We start from the raw sequence: 14,481 nt of genomic DNA, 5'->3' as shown, positions 1-14,481 counted from the left end.
CGAGGCTCGCGCTTTCTTGAAGGTGTCGTCCGGAGGGGATCATCGACCCGTCGAGCTTTCGGTGATCCGCTCGTCGATCTCCCGCATCATCTCACGCTTATCCCATTCCCGCATTCCAGCCCACCGCGCGACCTCGACGCCGCTTGGATCGAGCAACAGCGTCATCGGAAGTCCCGTGACCCGGAGGGCAGACATGCTCCGGGCCTCGCGATCGAGGTAGATTCCAAGCGATCGAATATTCGCGCGCAGATAAAAGTCTTTGACGAGCTGCGGACCTTTCCGGTCGACTGAAAGGGCGACAACCTCAAAGCGAGTGTCGCCTTTCAAAGCCTGAAGCCTATCGAGCGAAGGCATCTCTTTCACGCAAGGTGGGCACCAGGTCGCCCAGACATTCAAGAGCACGTACTTGCCCCGGAAATCGGCCAGCGATCGCGGCTGGCCGTTGACGTCCTCAAAGGTCACTGCCGGGCGGAATTCTGCCTGCCCCCCAAGTCGCCAAGCCAGCCCGAGATATGCTGCCGGGGCCACGATGCCTAATATGACGACGGAAGCGCCGAGCCACCGGCGCCTGCTGATCACCTCAACACCATGCGAATTTTGGCGAGCGCCGAGCTATCTTCCTCGTGGTAGTCGATCATTGTTCGAAAGCTGCCGTCCGCGTTCATAAGATAAACGGACGCGGTGTGATCCATGGTGTAGCTGCCATCGGTCGGGACCTTTTTGGCATAGGCCTTGTACGCCTTCAGAGCAGCCGCCACCTGCTCACGGGTCCCGCTCAAGCCGACGACCCGCGGGTCGAAGGACTCCAAATAGAGCGCCATCTGCTCCGGCGTGTCGCGTTCAGGATCCACCGTGATGAACAGGATCTGGAGCTTGTCCGCCGCTTGTCCGATCTGCTTCGTTAGGTTTCCCAACTGAACCAACGTGGTTGGGCAGACCTCTGGGCAATGCGTGAAGCCGAAAAAGACGGCCATCGGTTTGCCGACAAAGTCCTTGTTGGTGACAGACTTCCCTCGGTGATCGGTCAGCGAAAATGGCCCTCCGATGTCCACGGGCGCGGAGATGTTGGATTGGCTCTCCGCGGTAACCCTGGATCCGTCAACCCGCCACCAGCCCAGCAAAATCGCCGCGCAGGTGAAGCTGATCAGGATAACGGCAGCCCACGCTCCGTACCGTATCCACTTTAGAAATGGCATGGCTGAAACATTTGATCGTGGCGCTGATAGCGACGAAAGGCATGGCCTGCCGCTCGTCGGTTCCCACTATGACCGATGGCAAGAGTTGGGGAATCAGCGCCCAAGCCGGACTTCGGAAGGCCGCTTGCGGGGGGCACAATCATCAAGGTGGTCTCCTCATAGTGAAGGGGCCGCTAGGCCGGTTCAACTCACGTTATGAGGGCTGGTGGTGCTCTTGATCCTTGTCGAAGAAGTGCCCGGACTGGCAATGCAACCGTAGCGTCGACGGCGGGCGGAGGTGGGTGAACGAACTGAGGCAAGCTGTTTTCGTGGGCAACAGCTAGCTTGCCGGTAAGCAGCAAAGCCCTATCGCCTGGCGCGTACCGGTCGGACTTCCCATTCTGCAAAGATTGGTGGTGGTCCGAAACGCGGGCCGGCGCCTGCGAACCAGAATCGCGCGGCAGGGCTTTGGCAGACCTCGCGACGGTTAATTCGAGTGAGTAGCTGGCCTGAACGGGCTGCATCAAACACGTCAGCACCAGCGCGCACGCGAGCGCAACTGCCCATAGGCACCGCCAACAGTATGCGCTCGAAATGCTTCTCACGATGCCCTGTTAAGCCGGCCACTGCGCTCAGGCAATGCGACGAGATGTTCACCCAACCGCAAGGTCGACCAGCAATTTGATATTGAGGACGATGATGATGGCGGCCACCACCGCTGCGGTCACCGTCAACCAGCGTGGGGCGACGAGCTCGCCCATTTTTGTCCGCGACGCAGTGAACATGACGAGTGGAACGATCGCGAAAGGCAGCTGCAGACCCAGGACGACCTGACTTAGGATCAGAAGCTTCGCCGTCTCTCCAGCCCCATAGATCCAGGTGACGAGGAGGGCGGGAACGATGGCCACGAGCCGGGTCGCCAACCGTCGTAGCCACGAGGGAAGCTTGATATCGAGGAAGCCTTCCATGACGATCTGGCCCGCCATCGTCGCGGTGACCGTCGAGTTGAGCCCGCAGCAGAGAAGGGCAATCGCGAAAAGGGTCGGTGCGATTGAAGCTCCGAGGAGCGGCGCGAGCAACTCGTGCGCTCTGCCGAGCTCCGCGACCTCGGTCTGCCCTGTCTTATGAAAGCTTGCAGCAGCCAGTACGAGGATGGACGCATTGACGATGAGCGCAAACATCAGCGCGATCGTTGAGTCGAGAGTTGCCCACTTTAACGCGTCTCGTTTCTCAGGGATCGTGCTCCCGTACGCCCGCGTCTGCACGATGCCGGAGTGCAGATAGAGATTATGCGGCATCACCGTGGCACCGATGATTCCCAAGGCCAGGTAGAGCATCTGGGGATTGCGGACGATCTCGATCGTCGGTGCAAAACCTTTAATGACCTCACCCCAGTTCGGATCCGCCAGAGCAATCTGGATGCCGAAACAGAGCGCAATTACGCCAAGTAGCGTGATGATAAAGGCTTCGACCCAACGGAAGCCCATATTCTGCAGCCAAAGGATAACGATCACGTCGAGAGCGGTGACCAAGACGCCGATTTCCATGGGCATGCCGAACAGCAAATTCAGCGCGATTGCCGTCCCGATGACTTCAGCCAGGTCGGTTGCGCAGATGGCCAGCTCCGCAAAGGCCCACAGCGGCCAGGAGATCGCCTTTGGAAATGCGTCCCTGCACGCTTGCGCGAGATCCCGGCCGGTCGCGATGGCCAAGCGGGCGCAAAGGGCCTGCAGAATAATCGCCATGATGTTGGAAATGAGAGCGACGACCAGCAGCGCGTAGCCGAACTGCGCTCCCCCAGCGAGTGAAGTCGCCCAATTGCCGGGGTCCATATAGCCTACTGCAACGAGATAGCCGGGGCCTACGAAGGCAAGGAATCTGCGCCAGGGCGTCGCACCAGGATTTACTGTGATGCTCCGAAACACTTCGAGCATGGACGGCTCGCCGCGCTGCCTGCGCCAGCCAGTTTCAACGATCTCACTGCCCTTCATCGGAAGGTCTTTCTGTAAATGCATTTCATTTGCAATAAGAGAACTTGCTGAAGCCTGTCAAGGCCCGGGGATACCCGTTGAATGTTTGAGCGATCCGAAGCCCGACGAAATTCCTTCGGCGGGCGATTTCGTCCGCAACCAGAGTCTGAAATTTTTCGCTTGAACCTGAAGTCGCTAGAGGTTGTAGAGAAGCTGCTTCCGAAATTCGGGCACCAGGAGTCATCCCTATGGCGGCCAGCAAGGACAGCAAGCTTCAGCCTTTGAGCTGGAAGATCAGCGGGATGGATTGCGCCAGCTGCGTTGCCAAGGTGCGCGGGGCCGTCGAAAAAATGCCAGGCGTGTCCGAATTCAGGCTCTCGCTGATGTCGGAAACGATGAAGCTGAAGCTAGACGAGACGCGTACGTCTCGCCAGGCGGTCGAGCAGCGCGTGAAAAGCCTAGGCTTTGGCGCAATAGCTATGGTCGAGAGCAAGCGCCACGCGAATGACGCCGTCGGCCAAACCCACGACCACGACCACGACAAAGCTGAACCGTCGAAGCACACTCTGTCCTGGAAGGTCGCGGGCATGGACTGCGCAAGCTGCGCAGCGAAGATTCGCGGCGCCGTGGAGCGCCTCCCCGGCGTCAGCAATGTCAAAGTCTCGGTGATATCCGAGACTTTGACCCTAGCACTGGATGCCGGAAGAACCGCCCCTGACGCGATCGAGAAGCGCGTGAAGGGCCTCGGCTACACGACTACCGCGCTTGCAGCACTGGCATCACCGGCGCCGGCGGCAAAAGAAGACAGTTGTGGCTGCGGGCATGATCATGGACACGCGGGTCACACTCACGATCACCATGATCACGATCATGCCAAACATGATCACGGCGAAAATTCATGTTCGGGCCATGCCCATGGCCACTCGCACGCTCATGGCCATGGGCACAACCATGGTCATGAGCACGGGCACAACCATGATCAGGCTGGCCATAAGCATGATCACGGCGACCACAATCACGATCGTTCAGGCCACAAGCACGCCGCTCATTCACACAGTGCCAAAGTCTCGGGCTCCACATCTGCGGTGAGTGACCACGGCCACGGCCTGCCCGGCCATGTCCATGAGGCCACGCCCGACGGTGCGAGCTGGTACCAGACCGGCAAGGGCCGGCTCGTCATCGCGACCGGCCTGTTCCTCGGCGCCGCTTATGCGGCTGGCCTGATCTGGCCGGGTATCGGCCACTGGGCCTTCTTCCTGGCTTGCATTGTCGGCGTCGCGCCGGTGGCGAAGCGCGCCTTCGCGGCGGCCCGCGCCGGCATCCCCTTCACCATCGAGATGCTGATGACGATCGCCGCCATCGGCGCACTCTTCATCGGCGCCGCCGAGGAAGCGGCGCTGGTCGTCTTCCTCTTCGCGGTCGGCGAAGTGCTCGAAGGCGTCGCGGCCGACCGCGCCCGCGCCTCGATCCGCGCGCTCGGCGATCTCGTGCCCAAGACGGCCATCGTCGAGGAGAACGGCGCGACCCGGCAGGTCGATGCCGCAAGCCTTCGCATCGGCCAGACCGTGCTGGTCCGCCCCGGCGACCGCATCCCGGCCGATGGCGAGATCACCGACGGCATCTCCGGCATTGACGAGAGCCCGGTCACCGGCGAGTCGATGCCCAAGACCAAGGGTGTCGGCGAGCCGGTCTATGCAGGCTCGGTCAATCGCGAGGCGGCGCTGCGCGTACGCGTCGACAAGGCGGCGCAGGACAACACCATCGCCCGCATCATCCGCCTGGTCGAGGAGGCGCAGGAGGCGCGCGCCCCGACCGAGCGCTTCATCGACCGCTTCTCGCGTTGGTACATGCCGGCGATCGTCGGGCTTGCCGTGCTGGTCGCGCTGGTGCCCCCGCTCCTGCTCGGCGCCGAGTGGTCGGTCTGGATTTACCGCGCGCTGGCGCTGCTATTGATCGGCTGCCCCTGCGCGCTCGTCATCTCGGTGCCCGCCTCCATTGCAGCCGCATTGTCTACTGGCGCCCGTCAGGGTCTACTGATGAAGGGCGGGGTTGTCATTGAAGCGGCCGCCAAGACGGGCATCGTCGCTTTCGACAAGACCGGTACGTTGACCGCTGGTACTCCGCGCGTGACTGAAGTGATCGCACTCGGAGAGGATGAACGCCGCGTCCTCGAACTCGCGGCATCCGTGGAAACCGGATCTAACCACCCTCTAGCTGAGGCGATCCTGGAGCGTTCCCGGTCTCACGCCATCACGGTTCGACCGGCGCAAAATGCTTCAGCTATCGCTGGGCAGGGCGTCACAGGATCGTTGGATGGTATATCGGTTTTTGTGGGCGCGCCCCGGCATGCAATTGCCCGGGCGACGTTCGACGCCGAGGCCAAGGCAAATGTTGAGCGGCTTGAATCCGATGGCAAGACCGTCGCCGCCGTCATTGCTGACGGCAAACTGGTGGGGCTAATCGCGCTACGTGATGAACCCCGCGATGATGCTGCCCTGGCTGTGGCCGAGCTAAAGGCGATGGGAATTCGATCGCTTATGTTGACGGGCGACAACGCTCGAACCGGCGCCGCCATCGCAGATGGACTTGGCATGGAGCACAAAGCCGAGCTGATGCCCGACGATAAGGTCACCGCCATCAAATCACTCGCGAGCGAGACCGCTGTGATGATGGTCGGTGACGGCATAAATGACGCCCCGGCCCTCGCTGCAGCCAATGTCGGGGTGGCGATGGGCTCTGGTACGGATGTTGCTCTGGAGACGGCGGACGGAGCCGTTCTCAAAAGCCGGGTTCGAGATGTCGCTGCAATGATCCGCCTGGCGCGGGCGACGATGGGCAATATCCGGACAAATATCGCCATCGCCCTGGCTCTGAAGGGCGTGTTCCTCGTGACCAGCGTCTTGGGCTACACCGGCTTGTGGGTTGCCATCCTTGCCGATACCGGCGCGACCGTGATCGTGACAGCGAACGCTCTGCGGTTGTTGCGCTTCAACGCCAGCCGCGTGTCATAAGAATGTCGCCCCTCGAGGTAGCCAGTTACGGGACCGCGATAGGCTACGTTGCGGGTTTCCTCGCTCTGACGTTCGCACTGGCAAGGTCGTCAGATCAGCCGGTCTGGCTATTTGAAAAGGGATCGCGTCGACAAACCCTGCCGGGGTTGCTGTTCAGGCTGTCCTTCGCAGGAGCGGTGCTGTGGCCGCTCGGTACGACGGTTTTCGGCAGCGCATTTTCGGCCGATCCGTTGTCGGGACTATTGAGCGGAAAAGCGCCTGACGTGATTGGGTTTGCCTTGGTGCTTGCCGGAGCCTGCCTTGCCCTCTTTGCACAAGGCTACATGGGTAACTCATGGCGGATTGGGGCGGCCGAAGATCACGTTGGGCGTATTGTTGACGGTGGCCCGTTCGCTATCTCGCGGAATCCGGTTTTTGTCGGCCAAGCGCTCCTATTCGGCGGCCTTTTCATAGCCAAGCCGAGCCTCGTTCAAGCCGGCCTCACGGCGTCCGCGTTCTATGCGATCGCGCTTCAGGTGCGCATCGAGGAAGGCGTTTTGCTGGAGGCGTTAGGCGAATCCTATCGCGCCTATTCCGCGCGCGTAGGCCGATGGGTTGGCTACCAGTCTCATCAATCCGGGAACACCTGATGTCACAGGCTCGGATAACCAGTCGCGTGCTTGCCTGGGCAGGCGTCGCACTAGCTGCCGATCAGATCACCAAGTGGCTGATCCTCACCAAGGTCATGGTGCCACCGCGCATCATCGAACTGACACCGTTTCTGAATCTCCGTCTCGGTTTCAACTATGGGGTCAGCTTCGGCTTGGGCAGCGAATGGCTCGACGCCTGGCCCGGCGCGCTAGGCCTCTTCAAGTTTGTCGTCGCTATAGGATTGCTGGTCTGGGCTGCGAGGAGTGAGGCAAGCCTGGAACAGACAGGGTTGTCTCTGATCGCGGGCGGGGCTCTCGGCAACGCCACGGATCGCTGGCGACAAGGTGCCGTCACAGATTTCATCGACCTTCACTGGGTAGGCTACCACTGGCCGACCTTCAACGGCGCCGACATCGCCATCAGCATCGGCGTTTCTTTGATAGTGGCCGTCAGCCTGACGCCGCTGATTTCGCGATCGGCTCCGTCCAACACAGGATTGGAGGATGGCTCCCAATGATCGGTGCCGGCTTCAGGAAATTTATCGATGCTCTCGGACGAGCCGACCAAGTCGCCTCTCCGAGTTATAAAGCGGTTGGCAGGACAGTCGGCCTTGCTCTGATAGGTGTCGGGCCATTCCTACTGCTGGGCATGACCCATACCGAACCGGTCGCACGAGCCAATGGCGTCTCGGTAATACATCCTTGGTCGAGCGGGACCGCCTTGGTCGGGGACGACCTGCCAGTGTTCGCAACCTTTGAAAATAACGCCCCGACGCTGGATCGACTTGTCGCCGTCGAAACGACTGCAGCCTCTGGCGCCGTGTTTGAGAAGATCGTCGGGCGCTCAGCGAGCACGAAAATGGACGAGCTTGGAGAGATCGATCTGGCTCCATCGGCAAAGACAAGCCTCAAGCCTGACTATCAGCAGATTCGCCTCGTCGGATTGAGGCAGAAGGTAGAGCCAGGTACGACTCTGCCCGTCGAATTCATTTTTGCTCGGGCTGGTCGGCTAAAAGCCGACATTCGGATCGAGAGCCCGGGTCAGCCGCCTCACAATGACCACTCCTAGCCTCGTTGGCTGGGACCGGGGGACTGCCCGGAAGGGTGCCCCTTCGTCACAACTCCTCCAGGTTCCGTTTCCGACCGGCTAGCTGCAAATCGATTGAGAGGGCCTCATGGGCGCAGGACATTCTCACGGCGGAGCGCAAGCCACCGGCGCGGGTAAGCATAAGTCGCGTCTCGCGCTTGCTCTCGGTCTCACGACAACCTTTATGGTTGCGGAGGTTGTCGGAGGCCTCTGGACCGGCAGTCTGGCCCTGTTGGCGGACGCCGCGCACATGCTCACCGATGCGGGCGGTTTGGCGCTGGCCCTGATTGCCATTCGATTTGCTGAGCGCGCGGCCACGCCAAGGCAGACGTTCGGGTATGTCCGCCTCGAAATTTTATCGGCGCTCGCGAACGCGGTCGTGCTGTTACTGCTGACCGTCTACATTCTATTCGAGGCCTATGAGCGCTTCAAAAACCCGCCGGAGATCCTTGGTGGTCCCATGCTGGTGGTTGCGGTCGTCGGCCTGTTCGTAAATCTACTGAGCCTAAAACTGCTCGCCGGCGGTTCGTCCGAAAGCCTGAATGTCAAAGGCGCCTACTACGAGGTGCTCGGCGATATGCTGGGCTCGCTAGGTGTCATTGTCGCTGCTGCAGTGGTGATGTTTACAGGGTGGAAGCTGGCCGATCCGATCATCGGCGCGGCGATTGGACTCTTCATCGTTCCACGCACCTGGATGCTCCTGAAACAAGCGGTCCACATCCTGATGGAGGGGACACCGCCTGAAGTCGACGTCGGAGCGATCGAAGCTCGTTTGTCGTCACTTCCGAATGTCACCGCGGTCCATGATCTCCATGTCTGGACTCTCACATCCGGTCTCGATGCGATGAGCTGCCACGTCATCACGTCGGATATGTCGCAGGCGAAGAGCACCTTGCAGACCGCCAGCGTGGTCATGCGCGAGGAGTTTGGAATCTCGCACACGACCATTCAGATTGAGGACGAGGATATTAGGCAGTCCTCTGGACACGACACTCGGATCTGAGCTTCGCGGTCAGCTTAGTCGAAGATCCTACCGAGGAACCCCCGTCGGCCGTGACCGCCGCCGTGCCCCCCTCCATGGCCGCTGCCACCATGACTGTCGTAGCCACTTTGATGACCGCCTTGAGGCGCATAGCCCTGGTAGGCTGGTTGAGCGGGTGCGGACCCCCAAGGTGTCGGCGCGCCCGGCTGAGGTATGAAGCTTGGCTGGGATTGGTCCTGAACGGAACTTGGCTCGCGCAAACTGCGCTCAATAATTTTGTCCAGTTCGCCGCGGTCGAGCCAGACACCGCGGCACTTGGGGCAGTAATCGATTTCGATGCCCTGTCGATCGCTCATAACGAGATCGACGCGGCACACCGGGCACGGCAATCCTTCATGTGGCTTGGAAGCGGTATCATTCATTGCAGGCGCTCCTAACGAACACTGGGCGCACAGGATACAAGCTACAGTCACTAGAGGTTCAAGGCGGCATTCTGAGGCGGAATGACGCAACTCCCCGCGTCATAGTTTGCCTGGCGTCGAATGCACGTTCGGATCCTCGACATGTCTCCGGTCTTCCGTCTGTTGCATGCGAACAAAAGATACAGCGTAAAAGACGCCCGCCAAGACAATCAAAGCCAACGCTAAGGCTCTGTTCCGAGATTTCATTTCAGTATTCCTTGATCCGATCCGATGCATCCATTTATGTACTGGAAAAGCGTCGCGAGCTGTCGAAGAGAGGCTGGCCCCTCTCCGCTCTCCTGATCACGATTGTGATTGATCGCGAAGGTGGCGGACATGCAGTTCTGACCGTCGTGACCGATCGCGGCGAATTCGTTCTCGACAACCAGATCGAAAGAATACTCCCTTGGTCGCGCTCCGGCTTGACCTTCATCAAGCGCCAGTCCCCGACCAACCAGAATGATTGGCAGGACTTGGGGCGCATTCTCGGCCGTCCGGATGTAGTGACCGCTAGTATCACCCCATCTCGCTAGGGGCTCGGCGGCCCCCTTCATACGAGGATCGCGATCTCGGCTTCCGGGTTGTTCCGCTCCATGAAGCCAACAAGGGCGATATTTATGGGCGGCGGACACAGCTCAAATGTCTCCGCCCGCCGATGGCAGCATCGCGTCAGGGAGGTCGCAGCGCGGGCTCTGGGATTCGGCCGGCTCTCTCCAATCCGCCGCGAACGTCGCGCTTGGGTGCCCGAGAATCTGGCGGGAACTTTTCACTTCGCAAACTCCTACGTTCCCGCAGGTGTCGCACCTATAGTGACATGAGGTTCAAGTCCCATTCTGACAAAGGTTCAATCGCGCGGCATTTTGCCCCTTGAACCTCTAGTGGCATCAGCTTGTAGGCTCCCCCACTATTAACGCCTCAGAAGCCATAGCCGATCATCCTCACGCAATGTCTCAACGCTCCTCGACCTTGGTCAAAATAGCGACGGCCATCGGCCTTTTGGCGCTGCTTGCCGGCTGCGTCGTCGGCGAAGGCGATGACGCGCGCCATTTGCAGCCCCTGCCTGTGAAGCTGGTCTCGCAAATGTCGGCTAAAGGCATGTCGCAGGCCGATCCGATCTTCATCCGCATCTTCAAAAGGGAGAGCGAACTGGAGGTCTGGAAGCGGGATCGGAGCGGCCGGTTTGCCCTCCTCAAGACCTATCCGATGTGTCGCTGGTCGGGGCAACTTGGTCCCAAAACGCGCGAAGGCGATCGGCAAGCGCCAGAGGGAATTTATACGGTCACTCCTGACCTGATGAACCCCCGGTCACAGTTCTACCTATCGTTCAATCTGGGTTATCCGAACGCGTTGGAGCGGTCGCAGGGGTTCACGGGTTCAGCGCTCATGGTCCATGGGGCCTGCACGTCCGCGGGCTGTTTCGCTATGACCGATGATGGCGTGACGGAGGTATTCGGGTTGGCTCGCGAGGCATTTGCCGGCGGCCAGAAGAGCTTCCAGGTGCAGGCGCTACCCTTCCGGATGACCCCGGAAAACATGGCAGCTCATCGCAATAGCCCGCACATCGCATTTTGGCGCAATCTGAAGGAAGGGTCTGATCACTTCGAGGCGACAAAGCAACCTCCGAAGGTCGCGGCATGCGAAAGGCGATATGTTTTCGACGCAGCGGGCGATAGCTCACGGTTGATCGCAGGTGCGCCCTGCCCAGCTTACGAAGTCGAGCCGGCAATTCAGTCTCTCGTCTCAGAAAGACGCGCGAGCGATGAGAGGCGGTTCAGCGCGCTTACCAGCGTAAGCTCAGCATCGCCGATCCTCGCTTACGCGGATGGCGGAATGCATCCCAGTTTCCGCAAAATGTTGAAGGAAATGGGCCCTGAGCGCCTGCAAAGCCTTGTGGCTGGCCGCGTCGAGATAAGCCGACCAGATGCCGCCCTGCTCGATCCCTATGGAGCGACCGGATCTTCGCCCGAAGCAACGGGCACGATCAGCGTTCGTTGACCCAGCTTAGTCAAATCTCGCAGAGTTTTGGAATATGTCAGCACATCAAACTGAACGAGCTGGGGCCGCCGCCAAGCTCCGCAGACGCAATCTGATTGTACTGCTGGGCCTCATCGCCTTTGTCGCATTCGCGTTTGTGTTGAGTTTCCGACACGTGACACGCGAGATGGGAGGCGGCGGCGTCCAACGCTCGGACACAACCAAGTAGACAACGCTCTTCGGGATACCCCAATAGCTCGATAGTCCGATTGGAGGGCGAGCCTTATGTTGAACAGCATCCTCTTGTTTCTGGTGCAGCTCGTGATCGTCGGTCCGATCACATCGCAGATCGATGCCCGGCTGAAACAAGCCCAGGCCCCTGCCGCATTGGTCGCCTCCGCTAATTCGTGTGTCAATGCGGCTTTGCCCGATCTAGTGAAGAGGATTGCTTCGCAACCGTCGCAGGGCATTTCCCTGGCTGCGGAAATTTGGCTTCAGGGGGGTGGCTTCGAAGGAGCAATTCTCAAGGCCGCTCCGGAGTGTGCACCGCTGTTGCAAGCTGCGAAGCCATTCTACAAGGGCGGCAATTCCGCGACCTAATTAAAGATGGGACGCAGGATCTTCTGGCGAGGGACCGTTTTTCCAAACCTCAGTATGTGCTCTTTGACATGACCTCCATGGCAAAGCTCACAATTCATTCTGGTGCAGGTGAGATTTAGATTTCACTCCCTTGTTCCCCTTCGTACAGCATCCTCCTTATCTAACCTGATCTAGAAAAATTCGACTACATTCTTCACCGCCTCGCTTTTGCCTCGGTCGGAAGCGGGGGGCCGACTTCAGATCCTGTTCACTATGCCATCGCATTTGCGAATTGGTATGCGTTACGAGCACCGCACGTGCTGCGCCGGATGGACGGTAGGCACACTGGCCTGGCACACTGCTTTAAATGATCTTCGCGCTCATTCACTAAGCAACATCGCGCACACCGCCAGGAATGCGGCGCTTTGACTCATCCTATCCAGGGGGATACCATCCGCTATGTCCGATAGCCATCTTCACGAGAGCCATCCCGAGATCGCCAAACGCCTGAAGCGGGCTGAGGGCCATCTGCGCAAGGTCATCGAAATGATCGAAGCCGGCCGGCCGTGCTTGGAGCTCGCCCAGCAACTCCAGGCGGTCGAAAAGGCGATCGGGCAGGCCAAGAAGAACCTCATCCAAGACCATCTCGATCACTGCCTTGAAGACGTCGTCGGCCCTCTCGCACGCGAACAGCGCCGCTCGATCGACGAGTTCAAGGAGATAGCCAAATACCTATGAGAACGTGATCCCAGGCGGCCCCGACTTCGCCGCTCCGCGGCTGATTAGAACTGCATCGGACGATCATGCTCGACGTTCTCGCCAACCGAACCTATCGGCACCTCTTCCTCGCCCAGATCATCGCGCTGCTTGGGACCGGCCTTCTGACCGTCGCGCTGGGACTACTCGCTTTCGCGCTTGCGGGTGAAAAGGCGGGCGCGGTTCTCGGCACCGCGCTGGCGGTCAAGATGATCGCCTATGTAACGGTCGCGCCCGTGGTCGGTGCCTTCGCCGCACAACTGCCGCGACGCGCCTTCTTCCTGATCGCGATGGATCTGGTGCGGGCGGCGATCGCTCTGCTACTGCCCTTCGTTTCCGAGGTCTGGCAGATCTATGTCCTGATCTTCCTCCTGCAATCGGCCTCGGCGGCCTTCACGCCAACCTTCCAGGCGACGATCCCCGACGTGCTACCGGAGGAAGCCGACTATACGCGGGCCCTCTCGCTCTCGCGCCTGGCCTACGATCTCGAGAGCCTGGTCAGCCCGGCTCTCGCGGCACTACTGCTGAGCCTGATCAGCTTCCACTGGCTATTCTCAGGCACAGTTGTCGGCTTTCTCTGCTCCGCAACCCTCGTGCTGTCGGTGTCACTACCCGCATCGCCCGCCGCCCATCGGCAGGGAGGCGTCTACGACAAGACGACGCGTGGGATGCGCATTTATCTGGCGACGCCGCGCCTGCGGGGTCTACTGGCTCTGAACATGGCGGCGGCAGCCGGCGGCGCGCTTGTGATCGTCAACACCGTCGTTATCGTGAAGGGCTGGCTCGAGCTGGGAGATGGGCAGGTTGCCCTGGTGCTGGCCTGCTTTGGAGGCGGTTCCATGCTTGCGGCGCTCGTCCTGCCGCGCATTCTCGACAAGCTTCCCGACCGGCGCGTGATGCTGGCCGCGGCGTTCTGGCTCGGCCTCGTCCTGGCGTTCTTCAGCGCGTCGCTGTTTGCCGCTTCCGGCACCGGTACCACGAACACCACCTTGCCCGCGGGAAGCCAGGTCTGGCCTTTGCTCCTGTCGACCTGGCTGCTGCTCGGTATCGGCTACTCAGCCGTGCAGACACCATCGGGCAGGTTGCTGCGGCGTTCCGCCCAGGCAGCCGACCGTCCGGCCGTTTTTGCCGCGCAATTCGCGCTATCGCATGCCTGCTGGCTGGTGACCTATCCGCTCGCTGGATGGCTCGGTGCTACGCTTCCGCTCGCCGTCACCGCCTTGGCCTTCTCCGCCCTCACCTTTGCCGCACTCGTCGTTGCCGCACAGGTCTGGCCCGCGGCCGACGCCGAGACCCAGGTTCACAGCCATGACGATCTGCCGCCGGATCATCCTCACTTGGTCGAGGCCGATGGCCATCGTCATGACCACGCCTTCGTGATCGATGACCTGCACATCCGCTGGCCCTCGAGGGCCAATTGATGGGCTGGGACGGATAGGCTGATCTCGCTTCACAGATCACCTGTGACGTGCGTTGATCGATTGATCAGACCTCAACGACGCAAAGAGGGTCGAACCGTCGATTCTCTCGATCGCCGTGCAGATTTGGGTAACCGGCCTGGTTGGCCAAAACGCGCGTGCGTCCCACCCTGTAGTCGTGCGATCCGTGATCATGACCATGGATCCAGAGGTCTGGCTGGTAGTCCTCGATCAGGGCACTCAGATCCGAGACGAAGGCTGGCGACAGCGCGCTGCCCTGATGTCTTGGCTGGACCGATTGCGGGTGTGGCGCGTGGTGCGTGACCACAACGGTCGGCCCCTCGTGCGCCTTCGCAAGCTCGCTGCGAATGAAAGCAAGATCGAGCCGGTGTTCGGCCGCTGCATGCCAGGGCATGAAGCGGCTATAGTGACCGCTGTC

The 14,481-nt window shown here is 60.5% G+C and carries 16 protein-coding genes; 10 read left to right on the top strand and 6 right to left on the bottom strand.

Going from position 1 to position 14,481, the window contains the following annotated elements; all coding sequences use genetic code 11:
* Positions 1-39: 39 nt before the first annotated feature.
* The 3 genes from AC3WMA_RS25625 to AC3WMA_RS25615 form a co-directional block, all read right to left on the bottom strand.
* A complete protein-coding gene (locus AC3WMA_RS25625; protein WP_492288083.1) occupies positions 40-462 on the bottom strand; it encodes a TlpA disulfide reductase family protein in 423 nt (140 codons plus the stop codon).
* Positions 463-575: 113 nt separating this feature from the next.
* Entirely contained in the window at positions 576-1,196 is a 621-nt protein-coding gene (locus tag AC3WMA_RS25620; protein ID WP_492288082.1) for an SCO family protein, read from the bottom strand.
* Between the two features lie 632 nt (positions 1,197-1,828).
* Positions 1,829-3,166 carry an Nramp family divalent metal transporter gene (locus AC3WMA_RS25615; protein WP_492288081.1) on the bottom strand — a complete coding sequence of 446 codons (1,338 nt, stop codon included), beginning with the start codon at positions 3,164-3,166 and terminating at the stop codon, positions 1,829-1,831.
* A gap of 227 nt (positions 3,167-3,393) precedes the next feature.
* Between AC3WMA_RS25615 and AC3WMA_RS25610 the strand changes: the two genes are divergently transcribed.
* The 5 genes from AC3WMA_RS25610 (at position 3,394) to AC3WMA_RS25590 (ending at position 8,875) form a co-directional block, all read left to right on the top strand.
* On the top strand, positions 3,394-6,156 hold the full coding sequence (locus AC3WMA_RS25610; RefSeq protein WP_492288080.1) for a heavy metal translocating P-type ATPase: 2,763 nt from the start codon (positions 3,394-3,396) through the stop codon (positions 6,154-6,156).
* Between the two features lie 2 nt (positions 6,157-6,158).
* Complete coding sequence (locus tag AC3WMA_RS25605; RefSeq protein ID WP_492288079.1) at positions 6,159-6,785, top strand: methyltransferase family protein; 627 nt, start codon at positions 6,159-6,161, stop codon at positions 6,783-6,785.
* Positions 6,785-7,303 (top strand): signal peptidase II, encoded by a 519-nt coding sequence (lspA, locus tag AC3WMA_RS25600; RefSeq protein WP_492288078.1) that lies wholly within the window; start codon positions 6,785-6,787, stop codon positions 7,301-7,303. Before AC3WMA_RS25605 ends, lspA begins: the two co-directional genes overlap by 1 nt.
* Positions 7,300-7,854, top strand: a complete 555-nt coding sequence (locus AC3WMA_RS25595; protein WP_492288077.1) for a copper chaperone PCu(A)C — start codon at positions 7,300-7,302, stop codon at positions 7,852-7,854. Before lspA ends, AC3WMA_RS25595 begins: the two co-directional genes overlap by 4 nt.
* A gap of 106 nt (positions 7,855-7,960) precedes the next feature.
* Positions 7,961-8,875 (top strand): cation diffusion facilitator family transporter, encoded by a 915-nt coding sequence (locus AC3WMA_RS25590; protein ID WP_492288076.1) that lies wholly within the window; start codon positions 7,961-7,963, stop codon positions 8,873-8,875.
* Positions 8,876-8,889: 14 nt separating this feature from the next.
* Here the strand turns inward: AC3WMA_RS25590 and AC3WMA_RS25585 are convergent, their stop codons facing one another.
* Together AC3WMA_RS25585 and AC3WMA_RS25580 are read right to left on the bottom strand one after the other, a co-directional pair.
* Complete coding sequence (locus AC3WMA_RS25585; protein ID WP_492288143.1) at positions 8,890-9,210, bottom strand: TFIIB-type zinc ribbon-containing protein; 321 nt, start codon at positions 9,208-9,210, stop codon at positions 8,890-8,892.
* Between the two features lie 165 nt (positions 9,211-9,375).
* Positions 9,376-9,522, bottom strand: a complete 147-nt coding sequence (locus tag AC3WMA_RS25580) for a cytochrome c oxidase system small membrane protein (protein WP_492288075.1) — start codon at positions 9,520-9,522, stop codon at positions 9,376-9,378.
* Positions 9,523-9,533: 11 nt separating this feature from the next.
* Between AC3WMA_RS25580 and AC3WMA_RS25575 the strand changes: the two genes are divergently transcribed.
* The 5 genes from AC3WMA_RS25575 to AC3WMA_RS25555 all read left to right on the top strand — a co-directional run bounded on the left by AC3WMA_RS25575 (position 9,534) and on the right by AC3WMA_RS25555 (position 14,045).
* A complete protein-coding gene (locus AC3WMA_RS25575; protein WP_492288074.1) occupies positions 9,534-9,848 on the top strand; it encodes a transglutaminase-like cysteine peptidase in 315 nt (104 codons plus the stop codon).
* A 412-nt stretch (positions 9,849-10,260) separates the two neighbouring features.
* Positions 10,261-11,310, top strand: coding sequence for a L,D-transpeptidase family protein (locus tag AC3WMA_RS25570; protein ID WP_492288073.1), 1,050 nt, complete (start codon positions 10,261-10,263; stop codon positions 11,308-11,310).
* 264 nt (positions 11,311-11,574) lie between these two features.
* A complete protein-coding gene (locus AC3WMA_RS25565) occupies positions 11,575-11,889 on the top strand; it encodes a hypothetical protein (RefSeq protein ID WP_492288072.1) in 315 nt (104 codons plus the stop codon).
* Between the two features lie 438 nt (positions 11,890-12,327).
* Positions 12,328-12,606, top strand: a complete 279-nt coding sequence (locus tag AC3WMA_RS25560; RefSeq protein ID WP_492288071.1) for a metal-sensing transcriptional repressor — start codon at positions 12,328-12,330, stop codon at positions 12,604-12,606.
* 65 nt (positions 12,607-12,671) lie between these two features.
* Positions 12,672-14,045, top strand: coding sequence for an MFS transporter (locus AC3WMA_RS25555; RefSeq protein ID WP_492288070.1), 1,374 nt, complete (start codon positions 12,672-12,674; stop codon positions 14,043-14,045).
* Between the two features lie 64 nt (positions 14,046-14,109).
* Here AC3WMA_RS25555 and AC3WMA_RS25550 read toward each other — a convergent pair.
* A partial coding sequence (locus tag AC3WMA_RS25550) for a metallophosphoesterase (RefSeq protein WP_492288069.1) occupies positions 14,110-14,481 on the bottom strand: 372 nt, incomplete at its 5' end.

Source organism: Allobosea sp. FW305-C-101, from assembly GCF_058783685.1.
Note: the sequence above shows the minus strand (reverse complement) of the source record. Positions and strands in the feature narration are given on the sequence as shown.

Bases quoted from the DNA above. Each gene is read 5' to 3' on its own strand.
- AC3WMA_RS25555 (WP_492288070.1), top strand. From the start codon at position 12,672: ATGCTCGACGTTCTCGCCAACCGAACCTATCGGCACCTCTTCCTCGCC.
- AC3WMA_RS25565 (WP_492288072.1), top strand. From the start codon at position 11,575: ATGTTGAACAGCATCCTCTTGTTTCTGGTGCAGCTCGTGATCGTCGGT.
- AC3WMA_RS25585 (WP_492288143.1), bottom strand. From the start codon at position 9,210: ATGAGCGATCGACAGGGCATCGAAATCGATTACTGCCCCAAGTGCCGC.
- AC3WMA_RS25580 (WP_492288075.1), bottom strand. From the start codon at position 9,522: ATGAAATCTCGGAACAGAGCCTTAGCGTTGGCTTTGATTGTCTTGGCG.
- AC3WMA_RS25620 (WP_492288082.1), bottom strand. From the start codon at position 1,196: ATGCCATTTCTAAAGTGGATACGGTACGGAGCGTGGGCTGCCGTTATC.
- AC3WMA_RS25595 (WP_492288077.1), top strand. From the start codon at position 7,300: ATGATCGGTGCCGGCTTCAGGAAATTTATCGATGCTCTCGGACGAGCC.
- AC3WMA_RS25610 (WP_492288080.1), top strand. From the start codon at position 3,394: ATGGCGGCCAGCAAGGACAGCAAGCTTCAGCCTTTGAGCTGGAAGATC.
- AC3WMA_RS25615 (WP_492288081.1), bottom strand. From the start codon at position 3,166: ATGAAGGGCAGTGAGATCGTTGAAACTGGCTGGCGCAGGCAGCGCGGC.
- AC3WMA_RS25590 (WP_492288076.1), top strand. From the start codon at position 7,961: ATGGGCGCAGGACATTCTCACGGCGGAGCGCAAGCCACCGGCGCGGGT.
- AC3WMA_RS25560 (WP_492288071.1), top strand. From the start codon at position 12,328: ATGTCCGATAGCCATCTTCACGAGAGCCATCCCGAGATCGCCAAACGC.
- AC3WMA_RS25570 (WP_492288073.1), top strand. From the start codon at position 10,261: ATGTCTCAACGCTCCTCGACCTTGGTCAAAATAGCGACGGCCATCGGC.
- lspA (WP_492288078.1), top strand. From the start codon at position 6,785: ATGTCACAGGCTCGGATAACCAGTCGCGTGCTTGCCTGGGCAGGCGTC.
- AC3WMA_RS25605 (WP_492288079.1), top strand. From the start codon at position 6,159: ATGTCGCCCCTCGAGGTAGCCAGTTACGGGACCGCGATAGGCTACGTT.